Source organism: Algoriphagus alkaliphilus (assembly GCF_900103735.1).
Taxonomy (GTDB): domain Bacteria; phylum Bacteroidota; class Bacteroidia; order Cytophagales; family Cyclobacteriaceae; genus Algoriphagus; species Algoriphagus alkaliphilus.
This window is the reverse complement of sequence record NZ_FMXE01000019.1, coordinates 38,410-63,950: the sequence shown is the minus strand read 5'-3', so window position 1 is coordinate 63,950 and position 25,541 is coordinate 38,410. Positions and strand designations below refer to the sequence as shown.

The following is a 25,541-nucleotide window of genomic DNA, read 5'->3' as shown; positions in this document are numbered from 1 at the left end:
CTATTATTTAGATGTTTGGGATTAATTAACCTTTCATGGCTGAAAGCATTCCGCCATAAATTTTATTAAGCGAGCTAACGTTTTGATTCAACTTGACCAATTCATTTTTAAATGCTTCAGTTTCCTTACCTGCTTCGGACAAGCCTTGCATAGCTGAAGTCATATTGCTGTAGAATTTATTCAATGTCTTTACATGGCTGTTTGCATCCTGCAATTCCATTTCATAAACTGTATTCAGTGCAGAAAGATTTTTAGTTACATTCTGAACTTGAGTATGGTATGCTTTTGCATCCTGAGAAGCTGCAGACATTTCGGTAAGGGCTGCTGCGGTTTTGCTATAAGAAGCATTCATATCCACCAAAGTCTTTGCAGCGGATTTTACATTTGTCGCATACTCATTTGTAGCAACGGCAGCATCAGAAAGATTACCCATTTTTTCTGCCGATGTTGCTAAATTTTGCATCCCTTTACCCAAGCTTTCTATCAATTCCGGGCCTATTTTAGCTTTTGCAAGCATGTCATCCAATTTGGCAGAAACATCGTCTCCCTTGGTCTTTTTAGAACCTCCATCAGCAAGTTCAGGATAAATTTTACTCCAGTCCATTTCTTCTGCTTTTGGCTCAAATGAAGAAAGAAAAAATATTATTGCTTCTGTGGTCAATCCAACACCGATCATGATGTTGGCAAATTGCCAATCCAGAATTTTAAACATTGCACCTAAAATTACGACAGAGGCACCAATACCGTAGATTTTTGGCATCCAATTGCCGTAGAACTTTGCTTTAAACGAGTTGCTGTTATTAGCCATTTGTAAATTATAAATTAAGGTTTAGGTTTTTTGAAAATTTGAATTACCGTCTTGTACGCTTTGAAGACTTTACATCCATTGATCCGGATCTGCCCATGAAAGTCATAGCAGTTCTGAATCCAATGTGTGCCTGAGCCACGTCCTGATATTCATAGGTCCGGGTAGACGTCTCTAAATAATGTGCGATATCTTTCCAGCTTCCGCCCCGAACTATCTTTCTTGGTTCATTTGGATCGTTATATACCGGATCCAAATCCCAAGTATCGACTCTGGATGTTGCTTTATATGCGTCCATCACCCATTCTGCCACATTACCGGACATGTTATACAATCCAAATCCATTCGGAGAAAAAACATCCACGGGCGCAGTGTAAGCAAAACCATCATCGATGTAATTACCCCTACCCGGTTTGAAGTTTGCCATCAGACAACCTCTTTTGTTTTTAAGATATGGACCTCCCCAAGGATATTTAGCGACATCCTTGCCGCCTTTTGCTGCATATTCCCACTCTGCCTCAGAAGGAAGTCTAAAAGAAGGAATATCAAAATCAGAGTCATCATTAGCCCTGAGATGATAGGTTCTCCACACACAGTATTGCTGCGCTTGATCCCAAGTAATTCCTACCACAGGATAATCGTCAAAAGCTGGGTGGTCAAAATAAAATTCCATCAAAGGATCTCCATAATGATAAGAGAAGCTTGTCGACCACACTGTAGTGTCAGGTTTAAGTTCCTCAAAGTTAAATGTGGGTGGATCTTTTAGCGTAGTGGGGGTACCGGTGGCTAACTCTCCGTTTTTAACAGCCTCCAAAAATTGTCTGTATTTGTTATTGGACACTTCGTATTTGTCCATAAAAAATTCAGAAATAGTGATTTGCTTATTCATAGCAGACTGCGTGTAGGCAATATCTTCATCAGATTGTCCCATCCAAAAAGTACCAGCTTTCACTGGTACCATGTCTATCGGGAGATTTTGCTGCCAGCTCGCTCTTTTGGCTACCCCGGTAACCTCGCCTCGCCTGTTGGACTTTTCACTTGCAGATCCCTTCTTATTAAAAAGCCCGCAACCTGGCAAAAGGGTTGCTAATGCTAAACCCAAAGTTATCGGGACTAAGCGAATTTTCATTTTTTTATACATAAATGACGTTTTTGAAATCATCAAATTATTGCTCAACACAAATCTTAATCCTAATTCGAAATTTAGGCGAATAAACCCCAATAATGCAAATAACCTGCCAATTATAAACCTTTTTGTAAACGAAACGTAATCGGCATTTGCTGTAAAGCATTTTACCGAGAATCAGATTTAAAATCTAAATCTTGGGGTTCTTTGAATAACACGTTCTATCTCTCGGTTGGAGGACGAAAGAACATACCTTAGCATTAACTCGTGACTGGTCGGAGATTTGGCATCTAATCCCCCGGTGACTAAATCAAATGCATAACCTAGCTTTAGAGAATTGTCTCTCAATAAACTATATCCCAAAATCAAAGAAATAGACTCCTCCCCACGATACGCCAATCCTGCATTGATCTTATTCTGATGTGTTGCCATAACGCTGACATCATAAGAAAAATTATTAAACGATACAGTTTTGATTAGCAAACTGGGTTCTATTCTCAATTGACCTATTGGTCTGATTCTATAACCGAACAATACATAAGAATGGTTTTTTAACTGATTTGCGTAGGCTCCATCTCCAAAATCAAATGCTGGCTGATTTAGGTGTTTTGAACTCAGTCCCAAATAATAATCTCCCCGATCATACAAAATACCTGCTCCAAAATCCAAAGCTAATTGGCCTTCTTTGCCTGCGTTGGGTAGAGTAGGTTCAGGATTGACAACAATAATTCCCCCATAATCCAAGGAACTCGAAAATATTCCGGCATACCCACCAAAACTCAATGTGGCCCTGTTTATTTTTTTATGGTAGCTAGCTTTAAGATTGATTTCGAGATTTCCTGCCGCTCCGATCTGATCATTGACGATGGATATGCCATACCCTATATTTTTACCCTCAAGCCTTCCTTCTGCGGTGATCAATTGAGTGATAGGCGCCCCTCCTTGTCCTGAAGTGGTAGTATAGTTGAGCCATTGGGACCGATGAAGTGCAGAAAAACGATACCCCCCCTCTTTCCCCGCAAAAGCAGGATTGTAAAACATGCCATTGTACATGTATTGGGTAAACTGTGCGTCCTGTTGGCAATATGCGCTTACTGCATTTAAAAGCAGAATCAGCACGATTCCTGTTTTTAAAAAGTTATCCAAGCGGCTTTTGGTATTCATCAGGCTGTAGTCTTTCCCATTTTTAAATAGTACATGAATTTAAACTGAAAAACCACAGAAAATGATTTTAAGATTTACAAATTATTTGCCTTTTTGATATAAAGCTCCAATGCCCCCGTCATACTTGGCGCATTTGGCATTGGCGCCTCAATATCCAAAATCAAATCCAAATCCCGAACAGCCTGTGCTGTAGTAGGACCAAATGCAGCAATTCTGGTGTTTCCTTGGACGAAATCCGGAAAGTTTTGTTTTAAGGATTTGATGCCTGATGGACTGAAGAAGGCCAAAACATCATATTTAACATCTGCCAGATCAGTCAAATCTGCTGCAACCGTATGATAAATAATGGCCTCAGTGAATGCGATACCATGTTTTTCCATGTATCCGGGTATGTCATCCTTTCGGATATCAGAGCATGGGAACAAATACTTCTCGTTTTTGTGCTTCTTGAAGTAATCAAAAAGATCCTCAGCTGTCTTCTGTCCCACGAATAACTTTCGCTTTCGGATGACAATATACTTTTGGAGGTAATGTGCAGTTTGATCTGAAATGCAGAAGTATTTCATTTCAGCAGGCATTTCTATCTTGAAATCCTTACAAATCGCAAAAAAGTGATCGATGGCATTCCGGCTTGTAAAAATGACTGCCGTATGCTTCAAAATATCAATCTTTTGCTTTCGGAATTCTTTTGGCGGAACAGGCTCGACCTTAATGAATTGTCTAAAGTCTATTTTTAGTTTATACTTTTCCGAAAGCAGGACGTAGGGAGAATTTACATCAGTAGGTTTTGGCTGGGAAACTAGAATACTTTTTACTGGCTTAAAGCGATCTTTTGGAGTTGCACTCATGCTAGTTATTTCCTTAATTTTTGGTTAAAACACCTCATAGACCAAGAAACATAATCCACTTTGAAAAGATTAGAAATGGTACTAATTCAGCAATACAAAGGTAGGTAAATAAATGGTATTTCTTAAAACTCAGTCTATTCATCATAATAAGAAATAAACCCACTACCCCGAAAATATAAAACCAAAAGAAGCCCGTAATTAAAATCGTTAGGGCAGATCCCAGTTCCGAAAAATTGTTGGCAACAAAATAAGCCCCCACCAACAAAACTAAGGCAAATCCAAAAACTACCAATCTCAAAAGATAGAAAAAATGCGAAAACTCCGCCTTTCCCAAATCAAATAAGTAAGATATCACACGGATACCGATAAACTTAAAGATGGTCAAGACCAATATTGCAAATGCGCCAAGTAGCCAAATCAGCAAGAGTGAAGAAAAATCCAATCCAATCCATGTCTCCAGCCAGTCTTTTTTGAAAATCACCAAACCTGTAACAGCAGTCTGCGAAATCATCATTCCCACAATCAAGAGATAGAAAATAATGTCAAATGAAAAAAACTTTTGAAGGTTACCGCTTTCAGAAAAGTCCTCAGCACTGATTACTGCCAAGGGCTGAAGCATCACTGCCAACAAATATGGGTAGGCAAGCTTATACAAGGCAAGGAAAAAAATAATCACAAATAAGCCTGTAAAATAAAAATCTTTCACAGACTGGGGGACGAATCGTTCTAAAAGTGGAACTCCCTCCGAAATTACGCTAGTATCAACTCCATCAATCCGTCCTATTAATTTCTTAATCCCCACATTCATCGGGGCAAGATTGGGACTTACCACTGTGAAGTCCAATGAATCTTTTCTAAACTCCGCCTTCAATTCATTGACCGATTTATAAAAAACTGTATCGCCTGTCGTCAATTGCCACAGTTTTTGATCAATAAAAACAGTGGATTTAGCAGGTAATTTAATCTGGAATTCAGATTGGGGAAATGCGGTCAAATTAAGTTTTAGCTCAATTTGATTGTTGCTCCCAAACCAAGATTCCTCCCGTGCAGATTTCCATAGCCCGTCATAATTTTCCAACACCTGTGCTACCGATGCAGTACTCAGCAGAAAGTAAAAAAAGAATAGTAGTCGAATTTTAGACATAAATTTTTCACCCGCTAAAACCTAGCCAGATACCCAAAGTGAATCCTGGAATAAGAAAACGATAAGGCTTGGATGTCAGATTTCCCTATCGCAAGCACAAAACTGAATAATCCTCCGTCAGTGTCCAAATTGATTCCCGTGCCAAATGAAAATGGACGGTCAATCTTGGGAGAATTATACGGGTTTTCGATGATCCCAAGGTCAGCAAAAACAATCAGAAAGGAATTTTGATCAAAAAACAAGCGCTGTTCGAGATTGAGATAGCCAAAACTTTTTGCAAAGAAATTTTTCTCGTTAAATCCACGAAGACTTTTCAATCCACCTACCCGATAAAGCTCATTGAGGAACAAATTCTGATTTTGAAGAAATCCCCCAACTGCTCTAAACCACATTCCCCAGGTAGGTTTAACAAACAGATGTTTTTCTCCTGAAAACCACCCTTGATACTGCGCAGAGGATTCTTCAAGCCCATCATATAATTCCTCAGGTAGTCCCGTGTTTTGCAGTATTTGCTTATTGCCTAAAGAAAACCTTCCTTGAATTCTGCTGCCCCTTCTTGGAGAAACTGGTGAATCCAGGGTATTCCAATCCATTCCGATCCCATATTGATTCCATCTGTAGTCAATCGAGGCAGGCAAGGCCTGATCAGGAATGATGTCTTCGGGTGATATCAGATCTCCTGCTTGCCTTTTTGTAAAGAAATTCAAATAGGTTTTATCTGATATCCGAAATCCAAAATCCAGTTCAAACATCCGATTCACAAAACTGGAATCCTGTTTGAGCAAAGAGAAACCTACCCCAACATCCAATGGGGTATGAAAGACAAAGGATTCTTTAGCTTTAATTTCCAGGGATTGGGATTGAATATTCAGCCTTTGCCAATTAAGAGAGAAATCCCTGCCTTTCCCTCCTAGATGATACAATTGAAGATCCACTTCCCCAGTAATCAAGACTTTTCCTAGTTCATTCTCATTAGGCAAAAGCCCAATAACTCCGTCAAACACATTGACTCTTCGATCCTGAAGCATAAAAATGGGCTTTGCCTGCCGCATCTGAAATGCCAATTCAGGTGACTCAACAACCGTGAAATAAGGTGATTTACGGATGGTTTGAGTGGCTTTTGCCAGGTCTTTTTGTGAAAAGGGTTGGCCTGGGATCAAGCCTGTAACCTGCTGAAGGTATCGCTTATCAGTTTTACTTCCACCTGCAATCTCCAAGCTATCCCAAGTGATCCTTGGGCCAGAGTTGTACTCCAACACTCCGGAGATCAGATTATTTCTGATAGTCAAGCTATCTATTTTTAACTCGGCAAAGGGATATCCTGTGTCTTCGGCATAGCTAAGGACTCGATCAATCCACTGGTAAGGAGCTTTATAGCTTAACATCGGCTTTCCCAAGGATGCAAAAAATTCTTCAGGAACGCTTCCCGGCTTAATGTTTTCCCACCGAAATAGTTGACCAAAATCCCAAGTCAAACGCAACGTGTCGTTAAAATTTTTCTCCCTAAAATACCCTTCTAAGTACCCCTCGGACTTGAAAATCAAGGAAACCGAGTCAGTCAATTTCCCCACTTCAGTGAACGTGCCAAATTCTCTGATTTTTTTGATTTCCGAGGTTGGAGATTCAGTCCATTCCACTCGAATGATCTGTTGACCCAGACAAATTGCCTGGCTAAAAGTCAACCAACTAACTACTGTCAAAAAAAGTGACTTCAAGGTGCTATTCAGGATTGTTTATATTCGCAAGTTAATCGAATTCACTTGGCAGGCATCTACATTCACATTCCCTTTTGCAAGCAAGCTTGCCATTACTGCGACTTTCATTTCAGCACCAATCTGAACCGAATGGATCAACTCGTGAAAGCAATCGGTAAAGAGCTCGAAATCCGAAAAGATTATCTCGCCGGACAACCCATCAAAACCGTCTACTTGGGAGGAGGTACCCCATCTCTCCTTTCGGAAAAAAACCTGAATTTTTTACTGGAAAAAATTCAAACAACTTTTCGCACAGACTTGCAGGAAGTTACACTTGAGGCAAATCCAGACGACCTTTCTGCTGAAAATTTAAAGTTTTGGAAAGAATTGGGCATTGATCGATTGAGCTTGGGTATCCAGAGTTTTCAGGAAGAAATATTACAATTTTACAATCGCGTTCATTCTGCCTCTGAGGCCTTGGACGCGATTTATCGAGGGAGAGACGCGGGATTTGAAAAGTTTTCCATTGACTTGATTTATGGCTTTCCATATGGAGATCATTCTATTTGGGAGAAGGATCTGACAGAAGCACTTCGCCAGGATCCGGGGCATATTTCCGCTTATTCGCTTACCGTAGAACCAAAAACTGCTTTGGGCAAATGGATTATAAAGGGTCGATTTCAGCCTGCAGAAGAAGATTTTGTGGCAGAGCAGTTTGAACTACTTCAGGAGCAATCAGAAAAATCAGGATACATCCAATACGAAATTTCAAATTTTGGCAAGTCAGGCCAATTTGCCTTGCACAATACAAATTATTGGACGGGTGTTCCATACCTCGGTGTAGGGCCCAGCGCTCATTCCTTTGACGGAAAAAACCGCGGTCTCAATCCGGCTTCAAATACCGCCTACATTAAAGAGTTGGAAGCTGGTACAAGTCCTTTTGAATTAGAACTCTCCACAAAGGAAGATCAGGTAAATGACAGAATTCTTACCGGTTTGCGTACGATTTGGGGACTTTCGCCAGCCGAATTATGCAGTGAATATGGGGTCGATATTCTGGATAGCAAAAGAAAAGAGATTGAGAAATTAGAAAAGATGGGTTGCCTAATATGGGATGGTAAAATCCTATCTTTGAGCAAAAGGGGAAAGTTGCTGGCAGACTGTATCGCAGCCGAACTGTTCATCTGAATTCATAAAATCGAGTCTGGCTGAATCAAACAGGCATTACGCGAGACTTGAATAGTGGGATGATTATCCAAGGCAATCCTCCCGCCTGCAAATCTGTCCTTTAGAATCAACTGACAAACACATGAATTACAATTCAAATCCTAGGAGAAAAAAGGAAGCTGCACCTTTGGAGGCAGCGTTCAATGAGTTACTCAAAGCGTATCGATTAGAGGATAAATTCAAAGAAAAACAACTGATTAGTTTTTGGGGAGAAATTGTGGGAAAGACCATTTCAGACCGAACGACCGCTGTATTTATCAGAGATAAGAAGCTTTTTGTAAAACTAAGCTCCGGACCTGTTAAAAAAGAACTGATGCTAAACCGCTCCAAAGTTCTGCTTCTGATCGAGGATCAAGTAGGAAAAGGCGTGGTAGAAGATCTTATTTGTCTTTAACCTCTTTTTGACAATTTTTAACTGGACCGGGCCAACTGAATTCCCTCCAAATAATAAGGATTAATTCAGTTTCAGTATTATTGCGGTATTGTTCCAATGATCAAACTACCCTCAATCCATATAGGTAAGCTTAGCCTGCTGCTCGCCATCCTGGTGTGGCTTGCCTTGTTGTTTGTGGATTTGCTTAGGCTATTTGGCATGATCAACGAGATCGATTCTGGGATTTCAGACGAGATCACTTGGATCTTGGAAATTGTTTTCTTTTTTACCCTTTATGGATTCTACAGCTATTCAATAGAGAAAAACATCCAAAGCGATTTCTTAAATCTTTTGTGGAGGGCCGCATCGACGGGGATCTTCGCAAGTGGTGTAGCCCTTTTGATAGAACTTTTCTATTTGTCTTTGGGAGACAGCAGGCTGGCCTCGGAGCTTTTTCTGAAGAATTTTTTCTACCACGTTAATTTTGCCCTCACGACTATTTTTCTGATTTCATCAGCCTTGCTGTGGAAGCATTTGATACTTTATCAAAAGAGCAAGAAAGTGGTCAAGCAGTGGCAGGCTTTCGAATTTGCTATGCTGGTCGCCATGTTTTTTGTTTTTTTCAACAAGAATAATTTCGATTACAGCTTCTTTTTTGGAATGGTCATCCTGTTAATCATTTCGGCAGTACTATCCGGAAATTTGAAATGGATTCCCTACCTCACTTTCAAAGAAAAATGGAAGTCCCTGCTTTTCCTTTTCTTTATCTTAGTCTGTATTGGTTACCTGTTTAGACGGTTCATGGCCTATTCTGAGGCAGAGACATATCAGGTTAATCTGACTGACAACTTATTTCTAATGGCCTTATTTGGCTTTATCTTCATCTACGCCCTTTTTAGTTTTTTAGTCACTTTGTTCAATCTCCCCACCTCTTCGGTCTTTGAACAAAAACTGACCGAAGCCATAAATTTCCAACGTCTCAGCCAATCTATTCAGCCCGGAGAAAATGAAGAGCAGGTACTGGACATTCTACTGGACAGCTGCATGAGCGCTTCCTATGCTGATGCTGCGTGGATAGAAATAAACCCTGAAGAACAAATTATCGGAACGAATCAATTGAGATTTCTGGATGAACTCACCAGGCACGAACTTTCAGCACTGATCAAAAACCAAAAAAATGCAACAGACTGGGCTACCTCCGACAAGCCGGAGATGCTTCAGCCGCTTACCGTTAAACTTACCCATCCCCGTTACGAATCCACACTATTGGTCCCAATCGTGATCAATAAAACGGCAATAGGTCGAATGGTACTCTGCAAAGAAGTACGAGACGGATTCAATAAGGAAATGGTAAATATCATCAGCACTTTTGTTCGGCAGGCATGTATCGCAGTAGAAAATCACCGGCTTCTAAATCAGGCGATTCAAAACGAGCGATACCAAGAGGAATTAAAAATTGCTCAACGCGTCCAAAAGGCATTACTCCCCACCAAATTGGATCATCCTGATTCTTTTGGAATTTGTGCCTTTTCAAATGCTGCGGACGAAGTAGGTGGTGACTATTACGACACCTTTAAACTGGATGAAAACCGATACGTACTCATCATCGGGGATGTATCGGGAAAAGGAACCTCCGCGGCATTCCACATGTCTCAGATGAAAGGCGTATTTCATAGCCTTATTCAGCTTAATCTGAGTCCTGCCCAATTTATGATAAAGGCAAATTCAGCTTTGAGCAAATGCCTGGGGAAAAATCATTTCATCACCGCATCTATCTTCTTTATCGATATAGCGAAGAAAAAAATCTGCCATGCCCGCGCTGGTCACATTCCTACCCTCTTTTATAAAGCTAAAGATGATAAATCTGAATTTATGCTCTTTGATGGATTGGGTTTGGGAATTTTAAGAAACAAGCAGTACGAAAATCACGTTCACGAAAAAACCTTCAACTATGAGTCAGGTGACATTCTGGTATTAATTACTGATGGTATCGTAGAAGCAAAAAACCAAAAAGGGCAGCAGTTTGGATTTGAACGTATCCGTAGTTTGGTGGAAATACACCATAAAAAGTCCCCTCTTGAAATTCAAAACCAACTTATCGAATCCCTTCACGTTTTTGTGGGAGGGGATAGATTAATCGACGATGATTATTCGATGATGGTCGTGAAATTCCAAGATCCCATAAATTAAGAATACTTTGTATAAAGAACCCCTAAGACATGCTTCGTATTGAAAAAACAACAGAAAATCATAGTGAAATCCTCAGCCTTTTCGGCGAAGTTGATGCTAGTAACTCTGTGATCCTTGATGAGGCAATCCAAGAACTGGTGGATGGCGGCTCAAAGTCTATATTAATAGACGGCAAAAACCTGGAATACATCTCCTCCGCCGGATTGGGAGTATTCATGTCCTACTTGGAGGATTTTCAGGAGAATGGAATCAGTATGAAAATCTGTAATTTGGTTCCAAGAGTTTTTGAGGTGTTTAAAATTTTGGGACTGGATCAACTGATCCCCATTTACAGAGACAGAGCCGCTGCATTTGCCGATTAGAAATGAAATACCGTCTTAATATTGCTTGCCAAACTTCGGCCCTTTCGGGATTAAGATCTTTTATCCAGCAGGCATTGGTAGGAGTAGCTTTTAATGATAACGAGAAGCATCAAGTTACCTTGGCTGTGGAAGAAGTATGTGCCAATCTGATTATCCATTCCCACGGCTGCAATCCTCAGGAGAGCATTCAGTTAGAAATAATTGATTCTGCTGAAAAACTGATTTTTGAAATTTCCGATCAGGGCAAAGCATTTAATATTTTGAATTATAAAAGTCCTGACTTAAAAGAAGTCATGCTCGAAAAGCGAAAAGGTGGCTTAGGCATCATTTTGGTAAAGAAGATTATGGACGAAATAGAATTTGAATCTGAGAATGGCACCAATACTTGCCGGCTGATCAAGTGGTTTCAATCCTAATTTTGGTTAAATGCCAGTTAAATGCCCTGTCATTAAGTCATTGAACCCGAATTACTGATAAATTTGTAACATTGCACCTTTAATCGGCCATCAAGTCCATGAATCACCGAACCGTTTCGGCATTTACATTTTCTCTTTTATTTGTTTGCTTGCTTGGCAGTACTTGGTCTGTTTTGGCCCAAACCACAAAGGAGGCGCTGCTTACCCTTGACGGGAAGCCTGTAGAAATAGACGAATTAGTCTATCTCATATCCAAAGGGAGAAATACAGACACTCCAAAATCGGGAGTTAGCCGTGAAGAATTCGAGGAAAATCTTGACCTTTTTATCAATTATAAATTGAAAGTTAGGGAGGCCGAAGCCTTAGGTCTTGATCAAGCTGAAGAATTTTCAAGAGAATTCAATTCATTTAAAGAAACGCTCATTTACCCATACCTGATCAAAAACTCCCTCGAGGAAGGCGAGCTTCGAAAAGCTTACTCCAGAATGCAGGAAGTGGTCAGAGCCAGTCACGTACTCTTTCAATTCCCTCCGAATGCGAGTTCGGATGACAGCCTGATTGTTCTCAAAATGGCATTGAAAGTCAAAGCTGAAATCGAAAATGGGGGAAACATCAATGAATTGGCGGTCCAATATTCTGATGATCCATCTTCCAAAATAAACAAAGGGGACTTGGGTTACTTCACAAGTCTTCAGATGGTGCAGCCTTTTGAGGATGCCGCATTCAATCTTCAAGTTGGCCAACTCTCAGATCCCGTTTTATCCAATTTTGGGTACCATGTCATTCAGGTACAAGACCGTCAGCCAAATCCCGGACAAGTAAGAGTTTCGCACATCTTAGTTCGCTTTGACGCGGAAAATCAGACTCAGGAAGAAAACGCCCGAAGGAAGATATCGGATATCTATGCGGAAATCCAAAAAGAAAGTACGGTTTGGGAGGATATAGTGAAGACCTTTTCCGAAGATCCCGCAACAAACCAAAGAGGGGGTATGCTCCCTTGGTTTGGCGTTGGAAACATGATCCCTGAATTCGAAATGGCGGCTTTTTCGCTTACCGAGATTGGTGAAATATCTCCTCCTTTGAAAACCCAATATGGTTACCACATTCTACGTCTTGAGGAAAAAAAGCCCATTGACACCTTTGAAGAAATGGAAGAATCAATCCGCTCAAAAATATTGAGGGATTCTCGTTCCGGGATGATTCAATCTCAGGTGGTTGCAATCCAAAAGGCGCGCTATGGATTTGTAGAGAACGATGCCTCGTTAGCTTTGCTGGCCCAGGCGCTTAACCAAACAAATAAATCAAGTTTTGAACCGGCCCTGATCAGTCGGTCCCTGGAAAACACTCCACTTTTCACCTTACAGGGCAAAACCTACAAGGCAGCAGAACTAGCAGCATACATAAAAGCCGAGGAGCTGAGCCCAAAGGTAAAAGGCGGAACTTTTGATATTTGGTACGATCGCTTTGTCGCAAGCACCTTAGCTCAAACAGAGGAAAAAGACCTGGAGGCAAATAACAAAGAGTATCAAATGCTGCTCAAGGAATACCGGGATGGAATTTTACTTTTCTCTCTGATGAATCAGGAAGTCTGGCAAAAAGGAATTACTGATTCGATTGGTCAGGTGGAATTTTATAGAAAAAATATTTCTCGGTATCAGTGGAAAAATCGCATAGAGGCGTATATAGTGAAGGTTTTGGATAAAACCAAACTTGTAAATGCCCGTCAGGTACTGCAAGGGAACGGATTCAACCAAACCTTGATTCAAAATTTTGAAGCAAACTTCAAAGCTAATACCCCATTGGCTTACCAGACTGAATCCGGTATTTTCGAATACGCTGATCATGAGATCCTCTCCAAAGTCAATCTAAATCAGACCTTCCAGGAGATTGAAGTGGATGGGGCAACGTACTTGGTTACGCTAGGTCAAAAATTCCCTGCCGAACCACGGAAATTCGAAGAATCAAGGGGTCTGGTAATCAGGGATTATCAAGAATACCTAGACAAGACACTCACTGATACCTTAAAAAGAAAGTACCCAATCCAGATAAACGCTCAAGCCAAGGAAGAGGCTTTTCTGGCATTGAATCATTAATTTAAATGATTTCCAATTCTGGCAATCAAAGATCACCAAACATCATGAAATTTCTAATCCGACTTATTCTTAGCGTTTTTGGAGCGATGGCTCTTAGTCAGACTCTTCTTGCACAGCAAGCTCCACCGACCGGCCAAATCATAAATAAGATTGTCGCAAAAATTGACAATAATATTGTCCTTGAATCTGAAGTCCAGCAGACCTATATCGAAGCCCTTGCGCAAGCTCAACAAGGAATAGTTGCGCCAACGCGCTGTGAGGTTTTTGAAAGCCTGCTGATCAATAAGCTTATGGTGGCCAAAGCTGAAATCGACTCCGTACTGGTTACGGAACCTGAGGTTTTGCTTCAGGTAAATAGTCGATTCAATTCCGTCATGCAGCAGTTTGGTGGAGATGAGGCCATGTTGGTCCAAGTTTATGGAAAAACTGCTGAACAACTCAAAGGAGAAATCGAAGATGTCATCCGAGAGCAAATGATTGTAACCAAAATGAAATCGAAGATCACAGAAGGGCTGACGGTATCTCCTGCTGACGTAAGAGCATTTTTTTACAGCATACCCAAAGATTCACTCCCCCTGTTTACTTCCGAAGCCACAGTAGGACAAATAGTAAGAAAACCGGAAGTAAGTCCGAGAGTAAGGGAACAGCTGATCGCGCAGCTTACCCAATTCAAACAGGATATTCTGGATGGAAAAGCAGATTTTGCTGATCTGGCAAAGAAACATTCTGAAGATCCCGGTTCCGGTGCACAAGGAGGGGATCTCGGATTTTTCCGCAAGGGCGAATTAGCACCTGAATATGAATCTACAGCCTTGGGACTTCGCTTGGGAGAAATCAGTGATCCGGTAGAAACCCAGTTTGGTTTTCATATGATCCAATTGCTTGAGATAAAAGGAACGAGTTACAATACGCGCCATATTTTAAAAATTCCTGTTCCGGACGAGGAGGATATCTTAAAAGCAGAACGTTACCTTGACAGCCTAAAGCGGGAAATTGAAGCAGGCAAAATCGAATTCGCAAAAGCAGCAAAGGAGTATTCCAACGACAGAGGCACCTCTGATAATGGAGGATTTTTCACTGATCCATCTACAAATTCAAATCGCCTTTCCCTCAGAACATTGGAGGATCCTGTGCTCTATTTCACCATTGATACCATGAAAGTGGGAAGTATTACCAGACCGATTCGATTTGAAGACCCAAGAGAGGGAGTTAAAGTGAGAATTCTGTACTATCAGGCCAAATACCCTGCACACCGGGCCAGTTTGGAAGCTGATTATGAAAAAATGAAGGCTGCCACGCTACGTCGAAAAGAAGACGAAATTCTCGATAAGTGGTTCATTACTGCCAAGGAAGATGTATTTATAGACATTGATCCTGCGTACGACCGATGCAACGCGCTGAAAGGAAATTAGAATTCCAATAAAAATTTAATCTGACCCCAAAAGGTTTTAACTTTTTGGGGTCAGTCGTTTCTAGCCCATCACCTTCGGGGAAATCTTAATAATTTTTCAAAAAGATGATCAGTCGATTAAATTCAGCGTCTGTTATTGCCGGGAAATTGGCAATTCGAAAGCTCGTAGACTTTAAAGGCCCATAGCCACTCCCCAATTGCATGCCTTCTTTTTCGGCAGCCTTTTTCACAGCAGAAATCAACTCCTCCGATCCTGCTACTCCCATTACGGTGCTACTCCGAGTCAGCTCATCATCTACCAACATTCTGAATTTTTCTGACTGCGCGATGGTGTTTTCCAGATTTTTCATCCGTGCTCTCAATCGGGCATCCACATGCTGGATTTCAGGTAGATCCTTCAAAACCCTGTTGAGCAAATAAATCCCAAAAACATTCGGGGTGTAGTGGGTTTGGAATCCGGCTGCATTTTCCAACATAAAGTTAAGGCTGTTGTATCGCCCCTTTTCACCTTTCTGCAAGGCCTTTTCAATGGCTTTAGGAGAAACAATCAACACTCCAAGTCCCGCCGGGAGACCAAAGCACTTTTGAACCGATGCATACCAAATATCCGCCAAGCTAAAGTCCATCTCAATGCCACCCATGCTGGATGTAGTGTCAACGGCAATCATTTTCTCCGGAAATTTCCCTCCAATCGCTTCGATGACCGACATAGGGACCTGAGAGGCGTTTGCGGTTTCATTTTGGGTTATCGCAATCACATCAAATTCCCCGCTGATTTCTAATCCGGCAATATCCACTGCCTGATTGGCCTCAAGTTTCAAACCAAAAGAAGCAGGAACGATATGCTTGGCATATTCAAACCATTTTTTGCCAAATGAACCGGAATAGATATGAAAACTGGCCCTTTCCACGATAGATTGGGAAATAATCTCCCAATTCTCAGTTGCGGAAGAGGTGAACAACAACTTATAGTCATCCGGCATGTGGAGTTTTTCGCGCATGAGCTGCTCGGTCTCCTGGTAGAGTTGCATGAATGCCCCACTGCGGTGATTGGCACTGAGGATCCCCTGATTGTAGGCATCCTGCATGTAGTGAGGGAGCGCGTCGTAAACTTTGGACGGCCCTGGAGCAAAAGTAATCATAGGTCTGGAGAATTGAGAAAATAGGTGACCCCGAGTTCGTAGCCTTTCAGCCCTAAGCCTGAGATCATACCTACACAAGACTTGGAAATAATACTTTTATGACGGAATTCTTCCCGCTTGTAAATGTTGGAAATATGGACTTCGAGCGTCGGTGTGGTAACGCCTGAAATAGCATCCGAAATCGCCACCGAAGTATGGGTATATCCTCCGGCATTAAGGAGGATGGCATCGAAACCAAAACCCACTTCGTGGATTTTATTGATCAATTCTCCCTCCACATTACTTTGGAAATAATGGAGTTCCACTTGAGGGAAGCGCTTTTGAAGCTGCTCAAAATAAGCCTCAAAGCTTTGACTTCCGTAGATTTCGGGTTCACGTTTCCCCAACAGATTTAGGTTGGGTCCGTTGATGATTTGGATTTTCAATTTAGGATAGGTTAAGGCTTTGAGTCAAAGTTAAGTAGTCCCTGTAAGCATACAAGGTCTAGTAGTCTGAAGTTTAAAACTTCCTTTCTTTTATTCTAAAAAGATACGCTAAGGTAAATTCCAGATTAGTTGAACTCATATCAAAAATTCTGCCCTGCGATTCCGGGTTTGTGAAATCATATCCAAACCTGACTTCAGCAGAGAGGGTACTTTTCCCAAACAGTTTTGAAATACCTGCCCCTGCTGTAAGTCCGTACATCAATTTGTTCGGCACATCTCCCGCACCTCCATAGGTTGGCAACTCTCGCGGAGTTTCCCCTTCAAATTCACGGGTGATGTCTTTTGCTTGGAGTAAATAGCCTAGATGCGGGCCAACTTTGATCTGAAATCGCCCGGATCGGCCGGCAAAAAAACTTGCCAGTAGCGGAACTTTGAGGTAAGTCAACTCCGTCTGATTCAGCTTTTCATCTCCATTAAATTGGCGAAAGCCCAGGGTCAGCTGCTGAAGGTTAAGTTCTATTCCGGCATTTTTGGAATTGAAATATTCCACAACAAAAGAAAAAGTCGGAGAACCTATCCCATCTACTGATCGACTTCTTGTAGCAGCAGAAGCTTGGTAACTATAAGTAGAAGTCGCATATCCTCCTCTGATCCCCACACTGAGCTGAGCCATTGCTCCAAGAGGGAGGATAAATAAGGAAAGGCAAATCAGGATTTTATGCATGCTCAAAATTAAGAGAATTCGAAGGACTTACTTTATTTCTGATTCAGGATAAACGTCCCCACAATAACTTCTCCATCAATTCCAAGACCCCGAACTTCTACAACTACAGGGCCATCCGAATCATTGGTGTAAAAAGAAAATGTCACGGTTCCTTTCTCATCCGCTATCAAATAGGGATTCCAATAAAGAGTCTGACGGTCGTCTTTTTCAACAGGTTCGGTAATCTGGGCATAATCCACAGGAATAAATGTCCCTGTAGGCTGGAAACCCTCCACCAAAAATTCCTTGATGCCTGATCCGGCCAAACCATCCAAGCTCATATCCAGATTGTCTTTGAGGTAAACAGCAATAATTCCGTTTCTTCCCTGATCGCCGAGCATCGGAGCCATCCGTGTCACCACTTCTACCCGATCGATATCAAAAGGATTGATACTTCTTAAATTATCAGCGGCATTGGATGCCCCGGATGCCCCCATAATAGCCCCATTGACCATGACCAGAGGCTCCATACTCCCTTGGCCGGAGACCGCCCCTCCACGGATTCGGATGGACTGCTGCCCTGTCGCACCCGTGGTATTTATCCGCATACTTGGCACATTCCCCGCTAGACTATTCACCAAATCAGTATTACTCCCAGTTTTGGTCAAGTCCTCGCCTCTCACGACAAAATCAGGGTTACCATAAATGGCTGGTTTTGAGTTGGAGTTCGTTTGCTTTGCCGCAGGCAGTTCTTCCTCCACTTCAGAGATTCTAATAGGTTTGGCAAGGGTGATTAATTTTGGAAAATAAGCCTCCTCGGGGAGAGCTATCGGAGCCTTTAAAGGAGTGGACAGGTCAATTTTCAGAGGTTTGCCTTTTTTATCCATGGCAGAAAAAGCCAACTTCAACGGGCCAAAATATTCCAAATCATCCAATACAAAAGTCCCATTGCTCCCAGACTCCAGATCGACCATCCCCTGAAAATCATTCACAAAAGCGGTAACCTGTGCAGCAGTGCCTTTGCCTTTCTCATCTGTCACAGTACCCGAAAGTTTCAGACTTCTTTCGATCGGGTAGGAAAACCGATCCAAACCCAAATTCTCGGACACTCCATGGAGATTTAGAGCATTTGCCATTTCTAAAGTTCTTTTGACAGGAACGAGCTGACGGGCATCCCAAACTCCCACAGAAAGTGTGGCGGGAATCGACTGACCTTTATCATTGGCTACATTAATGGTTACAGTGACTTTCTCTCTGGTACCGAATTGCGCTTTATCGGCCTGAATTGCTGCCCCCTGATTTTTCCAATTGGTAAAGGTTTCCTCGGGGGCGATTCGCTTGTAAGGATCGAGAATGCTCAAAGGCTGGAGAAAATACTGATTGGGGCCATAATTTCGCATCCAATTGGTATAGGCACGGAGAAAATATTTTTCACCCGATAACGAATCTGGCAGGTAGAAATCCCCGACTACAATTCCGTCTCTGATCTGGAATTTTTTCTCAATGACCATATCCCGCTCCCCACTGACCAATTCTACATGGAGTACTTTGCTGAGTTCATCACGCAAGTAGGAATTGCCGTAGGCAAAATACCCCTTGAAAAAAACCTGATCCCCGGCATAATAGTACGGCTTGTCGGTATGGAGATAGACTTTCTCCTGATAGTTTTTAGCTGTTTTGGCCAAATCCTGAAGCTGAATCGCCTTTTCGGCATTGTAATCCAAAGGAAGCAAATTGGAAATTCGCTTGCGGTCCATATCCCCTGAGAAAACCAAATCCTGAGGATTTATTACCATGCCATTTTCCTTTACCTTGACTTTTCCGCCATTTACTTCAAGCCATGAAATCGGATAGGGCGCGTCTTTGTAGGTGTTTGCCTGAGCAAAGCCCTTCTGATAGTGAATCTCAATCCTGCCCTTCAAATTGATAAAATACTCACCCGGTGGACTTGTTGGTGTAACCAATGGATCAGCTTTATATACCACCACCGAATTGCCCAACTCATTGGCGAAAATATCGCTTCGCATATTTCTGCTGGCTGATCCTCCTGCCTTGTCTCCATAGAGGAAAAATCCTTCACGCTCCTGCGTCCCATTGAGTATCGACCGGAACATATTCATGGGAGATTTGCGGTAGATTTCTGCACGATTCTTTATCCAGGTTGATTTCTGTATTTCTGACTCCGGGCTCATTTCCTCAAATCTCGCCGCACCCACAATTCGATAATTAGTCGGTGAGTCAAAAAATTCATTCAGGTTAAAGGTGATTTTGTATCCTAAATATTGATTTTCGATTTCAATCGGAAGGTCAGCTTTCGCCACAAAGGCACCTTTATCCGCTCCAACAGGAAAATCAATCACCCATGGATTCAGGATCTTTGTTTGGCTTGCGGCATCATCAATACCAATAAAGAGGTTTTGAAATTTACGCAAGTCCCGTTCCCAGTTTTTGTCACGGGACGCCTTGATTTCCACATCACTCAGCTCGGTCGCAAATGGCTTCATCGACAGATTCACCGTCAGGTTTCCGCCTGGGTTCAGGGTGACTTTTCGTGTCTCTGCGACATATCCCATAAAGGAAAAACCCACTTCCAAAGGCCCGGCCTCCAGGTTGGAAAGGGTGAATTTCCCATCCATATCGGTGACGGTTGAGATGGTGGTATTATTGATAAAAACATTGCAAAAAGGCAAGGTTTCACCAGTTTCGGCATCTTTAACTGAACCAGTGATGGTTCCACTTTGAGCAAAAACAAAATTAAATAACCCTAAAAAGGCAAGGAGCGAAAGAAAGGCACTTTTATTCATAAATGCATGAGTTGGTTTAGCGTATGCAAATAATCGATTTTTGAATCAGTTTCCGCCTTGAGTTGTATCATTGAGCAAAAATGAACCATATATCGGCTCCCCGAGATCAGTTATTCCTCTAATTTCAACCCAAATTGGCCCAGGCTTCTCATTTAATTGAAATTCAATCTGTTGAGACATTCGAGATCCCACTGCAACAAGGAATGGATTCCAGTAGAGTGTAGGCTTGAGTTCGGTTAAAAAGGGAAATTCAGCTCGGGATTTTTCAAGCTCTTCAAAGGATTGATTTTCGGGATAACCTTTCATTTTAAAAATTGTGTAATTATTCATATTAGCTTCAATTGCTTTACTTCGATCCAAACCGGATTTTAAAATAATAGAAATAATTCCGTTTCTTCCTAAATCGCCATATTGAGGCACCAGTCTTCGAATGACCTCCACACGCTCAATCGAGAACACGTTCAGATTACTGATCACATCAAATGCAGTCTGTCCCCCACTTCCCCCACCTCCTAGACCTGATAATCCGGCAGAATTCATCGGTGCACCATTTACCAAGACCAAAGATTCACCACCTCTAAATCGAATAGCAGGAGGAGTTCCAAAGACTGTCATCCCGGGTATTTGACCTGCCAAGGCATATAGGAATTGAACAGTTGTCCCATTTAGAAAAATATCATCTGTTTTCACTACGTTATCCGGATTACCGTAAATCATCGGCCCCATGGAAAGCTCTCGTCTATCCTCAATTACTGCTTCTTCCATCAGGATTTCTCCCACCTCAAGATCTAGTTGTGACTGAATATCCGGAGAAGGTTTAATCCCTCTGGGAACAATTGCCGGAAAATCAAAAGATTTAGGAATGGATACAGCCGGATAATCCTTGATTGCCAAACTGACATTTCGGACAGGCAGTGCCTCTCGATCTATTGCCTGAAGGGCGATTTCAAAGGTGCCATCAAAATTTGAAGATGGAAGTTCAAAGCTCCCGGATTTGTCCGTCCCCAGTGTTCGGACATCGGTATATCCGTTGATGAAAGCTTTAAGACTTCCAGATACAGCCTGCCCTCCCCTGTCCAACAATTGCCCCTGAAGGGAAAAACCATTTTCAGGATGTTTGGGGAATTCTTCAATTGCCCTTTTTGCCACCTTAGGCTGAAAACTCTCCTCCATTTTTGTCTTCTCCTGGATCGGTACCGCTTGATTCAAATCCAAAACAGATACAGATAGATTGGCATTCACAGGATTACCAGAAGCATTGGTTGCCATGATATTAAGCTTCACAGTTTCTCCTCCCTCGTAAACTTGCTTATCTGAAAACACACCGACCCCAACAGCTTTCTGCTGAATTTCGGAAGCTTCAGGCTGAAACTGATGGCCTAGAATCTGAATGGGTTGAAAAAAATCACTTTCCGAATAATTCTGCCCCCATGCTGTGTAAGCCCGAAGGATGAAATTCCCTACATCTTGACTATTCGGGAGCTCCAAATACCCAGAAGAAACTCCTCCGTTAATTTTAAAAACTCGATGCATCCATAGGTAGCCTGTACTGTCCAAGAGCTCCACATGCAGCACCTTACTCAGTTCCTCCGCCATCAGCGGATTTCCATAGTTAAGGTAGGCTTTGAAATAAAGATTTTCCCCTGGCCAATAATGCTTCCGATCCGTATGAACGAAAATTCGCTCCTGCATCGCATCGGCAGTCTTTTCCAGATTGGCCAGTTTAATCAGTTTTTCTGCATTGAAATTTGAAGGCAATCCAAAGATTGGATTCATATCCAAAAATGCCCCACCCAACACCAGATCTACAGAACTCACTGGTGCCCCATTGAATTTGACTTCGAGCTTTTCTCCTAAATAATCCAAATTTCCATTCTTCCCATCAGGTATGTTTACGGACAAGGGCTTCGTAAAGCTCAAAAGATAATCTCCCGAATTATTTGCAAAAGACACTTCAGGATTAGGGTCTGTGTCAAAATTCTCCACTGCACCTGTCATCAGTTCAGAGATATACTTTTGCGGGGATTGAGCAAAGATTTTCATGCGTTTCTGACGCCAAAGTGTCATTTGTCCACCTTCACTTGGCAATTCAAAATAGCTGTAGGTTGCTTGAATTTTATCCGATGATCCTAAAATGAATGGCTTGAAATAAGTTGAAACCAAATAGCCCGTTTCATTATTGGAGAAGAAAATCGGACCGATGGAGTGAACTCGAAGGTTTTTGTCTTCTAACCTTTCGAAAAGTAGTTTGTCCGGATTAAGCAGAGCGATTTCCCGCTTTTTAATATCAGATCCGACAAAGGCTTCCATGACTTGATCCATAACTTTGGTCTGTTGTCCTTTGGAGAGATTTTCTCCACTTGGATCCAGTTCAGTAGTTTTAGTCAGCTTGACTTGGACATTCTTTTGAATTCCTGCTTTCAGCAAAATAGTCTCGCGATAAGAATTCCAACCATGCCCCCAGACTTGAACCTCCCATTTTCCTTCAGGAATACTTGAAATCAAAAAGTTGCCAAGCGAATCCGAAAACGCCTGAAATGTGGTATTTGGAATGAAAATATGCACATCCTCCAGCGGTTGCCCGGTGATTTGGTCTGTGACTTTACCAGCCATTCGGGAAGTTTGTCCAAATAGAATTATTGTATGAAAAAAGAAAAGGAGTGAAAAAGTAAGTCTTGATCTCATTTTTTTTAGGTTATAGAATACCTCTTCAAGTATATAAAAAAAGCTCCAATCTGGAGCTCTTAGTTTTATTTTTTTACATTCGGAAGATTATTGATCAGACTTTAGATCATCCCGGTCTTTTAATTTTTTATCCTCCACATTCTTGTTGAGGAACTCATTGATCTTGTCAATCGGGAAACTGGAACTTATCTCTCCAAAGGAATTGATCTCCATTTTGAAACCTTTCAGTTCGTCATGAACCCGTGGTTCCTCTTCTTTTTTCTTTTTCTTTGCCATCTTATGCTACGACTGTCAAGGTGCTTAACGCAAATCGGATTCTTTTGGCCACTTCAATTGGACCTAAAATAGCAAAAACTACCATCAAATCAGGTCCGGCACCGGAACCGGTCACCGCCAGTCGGACTGCTTGCATCACTTTGCCGAGCTTGATTCCTTCTGTCTCGGCGGTGCTTTCCAACAACGATTTGGCTGAAACTGCATCAAATTCAACACTATAGCTATCCAATGCAACGGCGTATGCACTAAGGACTTTTACGGCATCCCCATTCCACTTTTTTGAAGCGATCTCTTCATCAAAACTGTCTGGGGCTACAACGATAAATCTACTCTCTTTCCACAATTCAGCAGGGAAAGTCACCCGATCTTTCACAAGGTTGACAATGGAATCGATTCTGTCCGAAGGAACATCTACCCCATCCTTTTTCGCGTCAGCTATCAAGAATGCAGCTAATTCAGAGGTAGGTTTGATTTTCAGATACTGCTCATTGAACCACTTGGCTTTGGCGATGTCGAACTTGGTTCCTGCTTTCCCGATTCGCTCTACGGAGAATGCTTCCACCAATTCCTCCAGCGTGAAAAGCTCCCGCGCATCACCGGGATTCCAACCCAGGAACGCCAGGAAATTAAGGAAAGCATCAGGTAAATAGCCCTGCTCACGGAAACCTGAGGACTTTTCTTCGGTAAAAGGATCTGTCCAGTTCAATGGAAAAACCGGAAAGCCTAACTTGTCCCCATCCCGCTTGGACAGTTTGCCATTTCCGTCCGGCTTCAGCAAAAGCGGCAAGTGCGCAAACTGCGGCATGGTAGCTTCCCAACCGAAAAACTTATACAAGAGTACATGAAGCGGAGCAGATGGAAGCCACTCCTCGCCACGAATGACATGAGTAATATTCATCAAGTGGTCGTCCACGATGTTTGCCAAGTGATACGTCGGCATGCCGTCAGACTTCATCAGGACTTTGTCATCCAAGGTGCTCGAGTGAACCAACACCCAACCCCGGATCATGTCATTGAGCCTTACTTCCTCATTGCGGGGAATCTTCACTCGGATCACATAGGGATCACCGGACTCCAAGCGGGCCTTCACCTCCTCGGGCGGAAGCGTGAGGGAGTTTTTCATTTGAGTTCGGGTGATGCTGTTGTATTGAGGCTGAACCACTCGAGCAGCAGTCAAGCGCTCACGCATGGCTTCGAGTTCTTCGGTGGTATCGAAAGCGTAATAAGCATGACCCTTCTCCACCAAATCAAGCGCATATTGCATATACATCGGCTTGCGCTCTGACTGACGATAAGGGCCACAGTCACCCGGATTCCAGGGACTCTCAACAGGGGAAATCCCGAGCCACTCCAGCGATTCTTTGATGTAATCTTCCGCTCCGGGTACAAAGCGCGTCTGATCGGTATCTTCGATGCGGAGGAGGAATTTCCCTCCCATTTTTTTGGCAAAAAGGTAATTGTAAAGGGCGGTGCGGATGCCACCGATATGCAGTGCTCCGGTAGGAGATGGAGCAAATCGTACGCGAACTTCTCTGTTCATGATGTATTCTTCTCAGCTAAAAACCCTGAATTCTGGGCTTTGGTTTGTCAAAATCAGGGGGCAAAGATAGGGAAATGTGGGGGAAAGGGAGATCAAAAAATGGAAGTATAAAAGATGGGAAAGCAAATCCATCACCTAAAGGAGCTATTTGAAATATGTATGTACGGAACTTTGCCAGTAGCTTTTGAATAGACTTAAAATTCCCTAAAAACACCAAAAGTTAGGCTTCATCGGACATCGGACACCCGACATCCGGCCCAAATGGGTTATTAAATTTGCTTACTGGCAGAATAGCGTAAAATCATACTAATTAATCTGATTATCCGCAATCCTGCCAGAAATTAAGAAATATGCTTTAGAAGTTGCGGCTAATCGTCCACAGACAACGGTCGACGGTCCACAGCATGTTCTAAGGAACTTCAAACGATATTTAATAGGGTTACTGGTAGAAAAGCGGATATACATACTAATTAAATACAGATTGCTTCAATCCCTGTATTATCAAAAAATATCTTGCCAATGATTCTGTTAAAAATTTTCTTTGTTAGCCTTATTCTGATAGAAGTTTCAGAGACAAATACTCGAGGCACAAATGAATACGACTTAATCAATTTTCTAGCCTGTGAGACAAATGAATATGTGTTGGTAGATGAGCGATTTCTTTTTTGGAAAGATTATGGCAGTGATTCTTATGCAAAATTACCCACTAAAAATATAGATTCAGGAAAAAGAATGGATAGTTTTGATTTGGACAGCCCTTTGGAGGAGAATGATAGAGGTAAAATTGAACAAGTTTTAAATTTCAGCGGCCCTCATTCCATCCATTTAGATTCTCTAAACTGCGAGAGTAAATTAAATAAAACTAAAGACCTTGTGCCTAAAAAGACAATCTATTCCTACTCCTGTCCAATTCTACTGAAAGGAATAGACCATCAACTGTATGGAATCATTTTGGAACAAGAAACCTTTGAGATAAACAACGAATTAAAGCTAAAGGTATTTGTAAAGCGATCAGACTCTTGGGGATTGGTTTACGAGTCACTAATAGCTTTGTCCTAATTGCAGTGAAATCTAAATTGCCCAAATCGAAAGGTCTGGGCTTTTTTTGATCAA

General features: G+C 42.0%; 21 protein-coding genes. 8 read left to right on the top strand and 13 right to left on the bottom strand.

Annotated features, from left to right (window positions below):
• Window positions 1-25: 25 nt before the first annotated feature.
• The 6 genes from porL to BLQ81_RS13535 all read right to left on the bottom strand — a co-directional run bounded on the left by porL (window position 26) and on the right by BLQ81_RS13535 (window position 6,802).
• Window positions 26-808 carry a type IX secretion system motor protein PorL/GldL gene (porL, locus tag BLQ81_RS13560; RefSeq protein WP_092730897.1) on the bottom strand — a complete coding sequence of 261 codons (783 nt, stop codon included), beginning with the start codon at window positions 806-808 and terminating at the stop codon, window positions 26-28.
• 43 nt (window positions 809-851) lie between these two features.
• Window positions 852-1,946, bottom strand: a complete 1,095-nt coding sequence (porK, locus tag BLQ81_RS13555) for a T9SS ring complex lipoprotein PorK/GldK (RefSeq protein ID WP_092730895.1) — start codon at window positions 1,944-1,946, stop codon at window positions 852-854.
• A gap of 168 nt (window positions 1,947-2,114) precedes the next feature.
• The gene (locus BLQ81_RS13550) at window positions 2,115-3,095 is read right to left on the bottom strand and encodes a PorP/SprF family type IX secretion system membrane protein (RefSeq protein ID WP_092730893.1); all 981 of its coding nucleotides are present in this window, start codon (window positions 3,093-3,095) and stop codon (window positions 2,115-2,117) included.
• Window positions 3,096-3,169: 74 nt separating this feature from the next.
• Complete coding sequence (locus BLQ81_RS13545) at window positions 3,170-3,943, bottom strand: uroporphyrinogen-III synthase (RefSeq protein WP_092730891.1); 774 nt, start codon at window positions 3,941-3,943, stop codon at window positions 3,170-3,172.
• 34 nt (window positions 3,944-3,977) lie between these two features.
• Window positions 3,978-5,087 carry a DUF4271 domain-containing protein gene (locus BLQ81_RS13540; protein WP_092730889.1) on the bottom strand — a complete coding sequence of 370 codons (1,110 nt, stop codon included), beginning with the start codon at window positions 5,085-5,087 and terminating at the stop codon, window positions 3,978-3,980.
• Between the two features lie 14 nt (window positions 5,088-5,101).
• A complete protein-coding gene (locus BLQ81_RS13535) occupies window positions 5,102-6,802 on the bottom strand; it encodes a BamA/TamA family outer membrane protein (protein ID WP_139183634.1) in 1,701 nt (566 codons plus the stop codon).
• Window positions 6,803-6,847: 45 nt separating this feature from the next.
• Between BLQ81_RS13535 and hemW the strand changes: the two genes are divergently transcribed.
• The 7 genes from hemW (at window position 6,848) to BLQ81_RS13500 (ending at window position 14,854) form a co-directional block, all read left to right on the top strand.
• Window positions 6,848-7,969, top strand: a complete 1,122-nt coding sequence (gene hemW / locus BLQ81_RS13530; RefSeq protein WP_092730885.1) for a radical SAM family heme chaperone HemW — start codon at window positions 6,848-6,850, stop codon at window positions 7,967-7,969.
• A gap of 121 nt (window positions 7,970-8,090) precedes the next feature.
• Window positions 8,091-8,402 (top strand): DUF721 domain-containing protein, encoded by a 312-nt coding sequence (locus BLQ81_RS13525; RefSeq protein ID WP_092730883.1) that lies wholly within the window; start codon window positions 8,091-8,093, stop codon window positions 8,400-8,402.
• Window positions 8,403-8,498: 96 nt separating this feature from the next.
• On the top strand, window positions 8,499-10,571 hold the full coding sequence (locus tag BLQ81_RS13520; RefSeq protein ID WP_092730881.1) for a GAF domain-containing SpoIIE family protein phosphatase: 2,073 nt from the start codon (window positions 8,499-8,501) through the stop codon (window positions 10,569-10,571).
• A 29-nt stretch (window positions 10,572-10,600) separates the two neighbouring features.
• On the top strand, window positions 10,601-10,933 hold the full coding sequence (locus tag BLQ81_RS13515) for an STAS domain-containing protein (protein ID WP_092730879.1): 333 nt from the start codon (window positions 10,601-10,603) through the stop codon (window positions 10,931-10,933).
• Window positions 10,934-10,935: 2 nt separating this feature from the next.
• Window positions 10,936-11,349 (top strand): ATP-binding protein, encoded by a 414-nt coding sequence (locus BLQ81_RS13510; RefSeq protein ID WP_092730877.1) that lies wholly within the window; start codon window positions 10,936-10,938, stop codon window positions 11,347-11,349.
• A 98-nt stretch (window positions 11,350-11,447) separates the two neighbouring features.
• On the top strand, window positions 11,448-13,442 hold the full coding sequence (locus BLQ81_RS13505) for a peptidylprolyl isomerase (RefSeq protein WP_092730875.1): 1,995 nt from the start codon (window positions 11,448-11,450) through the stop codon (window positions 13,440-13,442).
• Between the two features lie 44 nt (window positions 13,443-13,486).
• Window positions 13,487-14,854: a peptidylprolyl isomerase gene (locus BLQ81_RS13500; RefSeq protein ID WP_092730957.1), complete on the top strand. Its 1,368-nt coding sequence runs from the start codon at window positions 13,487-13,489 to the stop codon at window positions 14,852-14,854.
• A gap of 85 nt (window positions 14,855-14,939) precedes the next feature.
• On the opposite strand, the gene BLQ81_RS13495 is transcribed toward BLQ81_RS13500, so the two are convergent.
• The 7 genes from BLQ81_RS13495 to gltX form a co-directional block, all read right to left on the bottom strand.
• Entirely contained in the window at window positions 14,940-15,995 is a 1,056-nt protein-coding gene (locus BLQ81_RS13495) for an aminotransferase class V-fold PLP-dependent enzyme (RefSeq protein ID WP_092730873.1), read from the bottom strand.
• Window positions 15,992-16,420, bottom strand: a complete 429-nt coding sequence (gene aroQ / locus BLQ81_RS13490; protein ID WP_092730871.1) for a type II 3-dehydroquinate dehydratase — start codon at window positions 16,418-16,420, stop codon at window positions 15,992-15,994. Before aroQ ends, BLQ81_RS13495 begins: the two co-directional genes overlap by 4 nt.
• A 73-nt stretch (window positions 16,421-16,493) precedes the next feature.
• Entirely contained in the window at window positions 16,494-17,144 is a 651-nt protein-coding gene (locus BLQ81_RS13485; protein ID WP_092730869.1) for a porin family protein, read from the bottom strand.
• Window positions 17,145-17,176: 32 nt separating this feature from the next.
• The gene (locus BLQ81_RS13480) at window positions 17,177-19,927 is read right to left on the bottom strand and encodes a carboxypeptidase-like regulatory domain-containing protein (protein ID WP_092730867.1); all 2,751 of its coding nucleotides are present in this window, start codon (window positions 19,925-19,927) and stop codon (window positions 17,177-17,179) included.
• A 45-nt stretch (window positions 19,928-19,972) separates the two neighbouring features.
• Window positions 19,973-22,612 carry a carboxypeptidase-like regulatory domain-containing protein gene (locus BLQ81_RS13475; RefSeq protein WP_092730865.1) on the bottom strand — a complete coding sequence of 880 codons (2,640 nt, stop codon included), beginning with the start codon at window positions 22,610-22,612 and terminating at the stop codon, window positions 19,973-19,975.
• 87 nt (window positions 22,613-22,699) lie between these two features.
• Window positions 22,700-22,888, bottom strand: coding sequence for a hypothetical protein (locus BLQ81_RS13470; protein WP_092730863.1), 189 nt, complete (start codon window positions 22,886-22,888; stop codon window positions 22,700-22,702).
• 1 nt (window position 22,889) lies between these two features.
• On the bottom strand, window positions 22,890-24,428 hold the full coding sequence (gene gltX / locus BLQ81_RS13465; protein ID WP_092730861.1) for a glutamate--tRNA ligase: 1,539 nt from the start codon (window positions 24,426-24,428) through the stop codon (window positions 22,890-22,892).
• A gap of 519 nt (window positions 24,429-24,947) precedes the next feature.
• Here gltX and BLQ81_RS13460 point away from each other — a divergent pair.
• On the top strand, window positions 24,948-25,487 hold the full coding sequence (locus BLQ81_RS13460) for a hypothetical protein (protein ID WP_092730859.1): 540 nt from the start codon (window positions 24,948-24,950) through the stop codon (window positions 25,485-25,487).
• Window positions 25,488-25,541 lie beyond the last annotated feature (54 nt).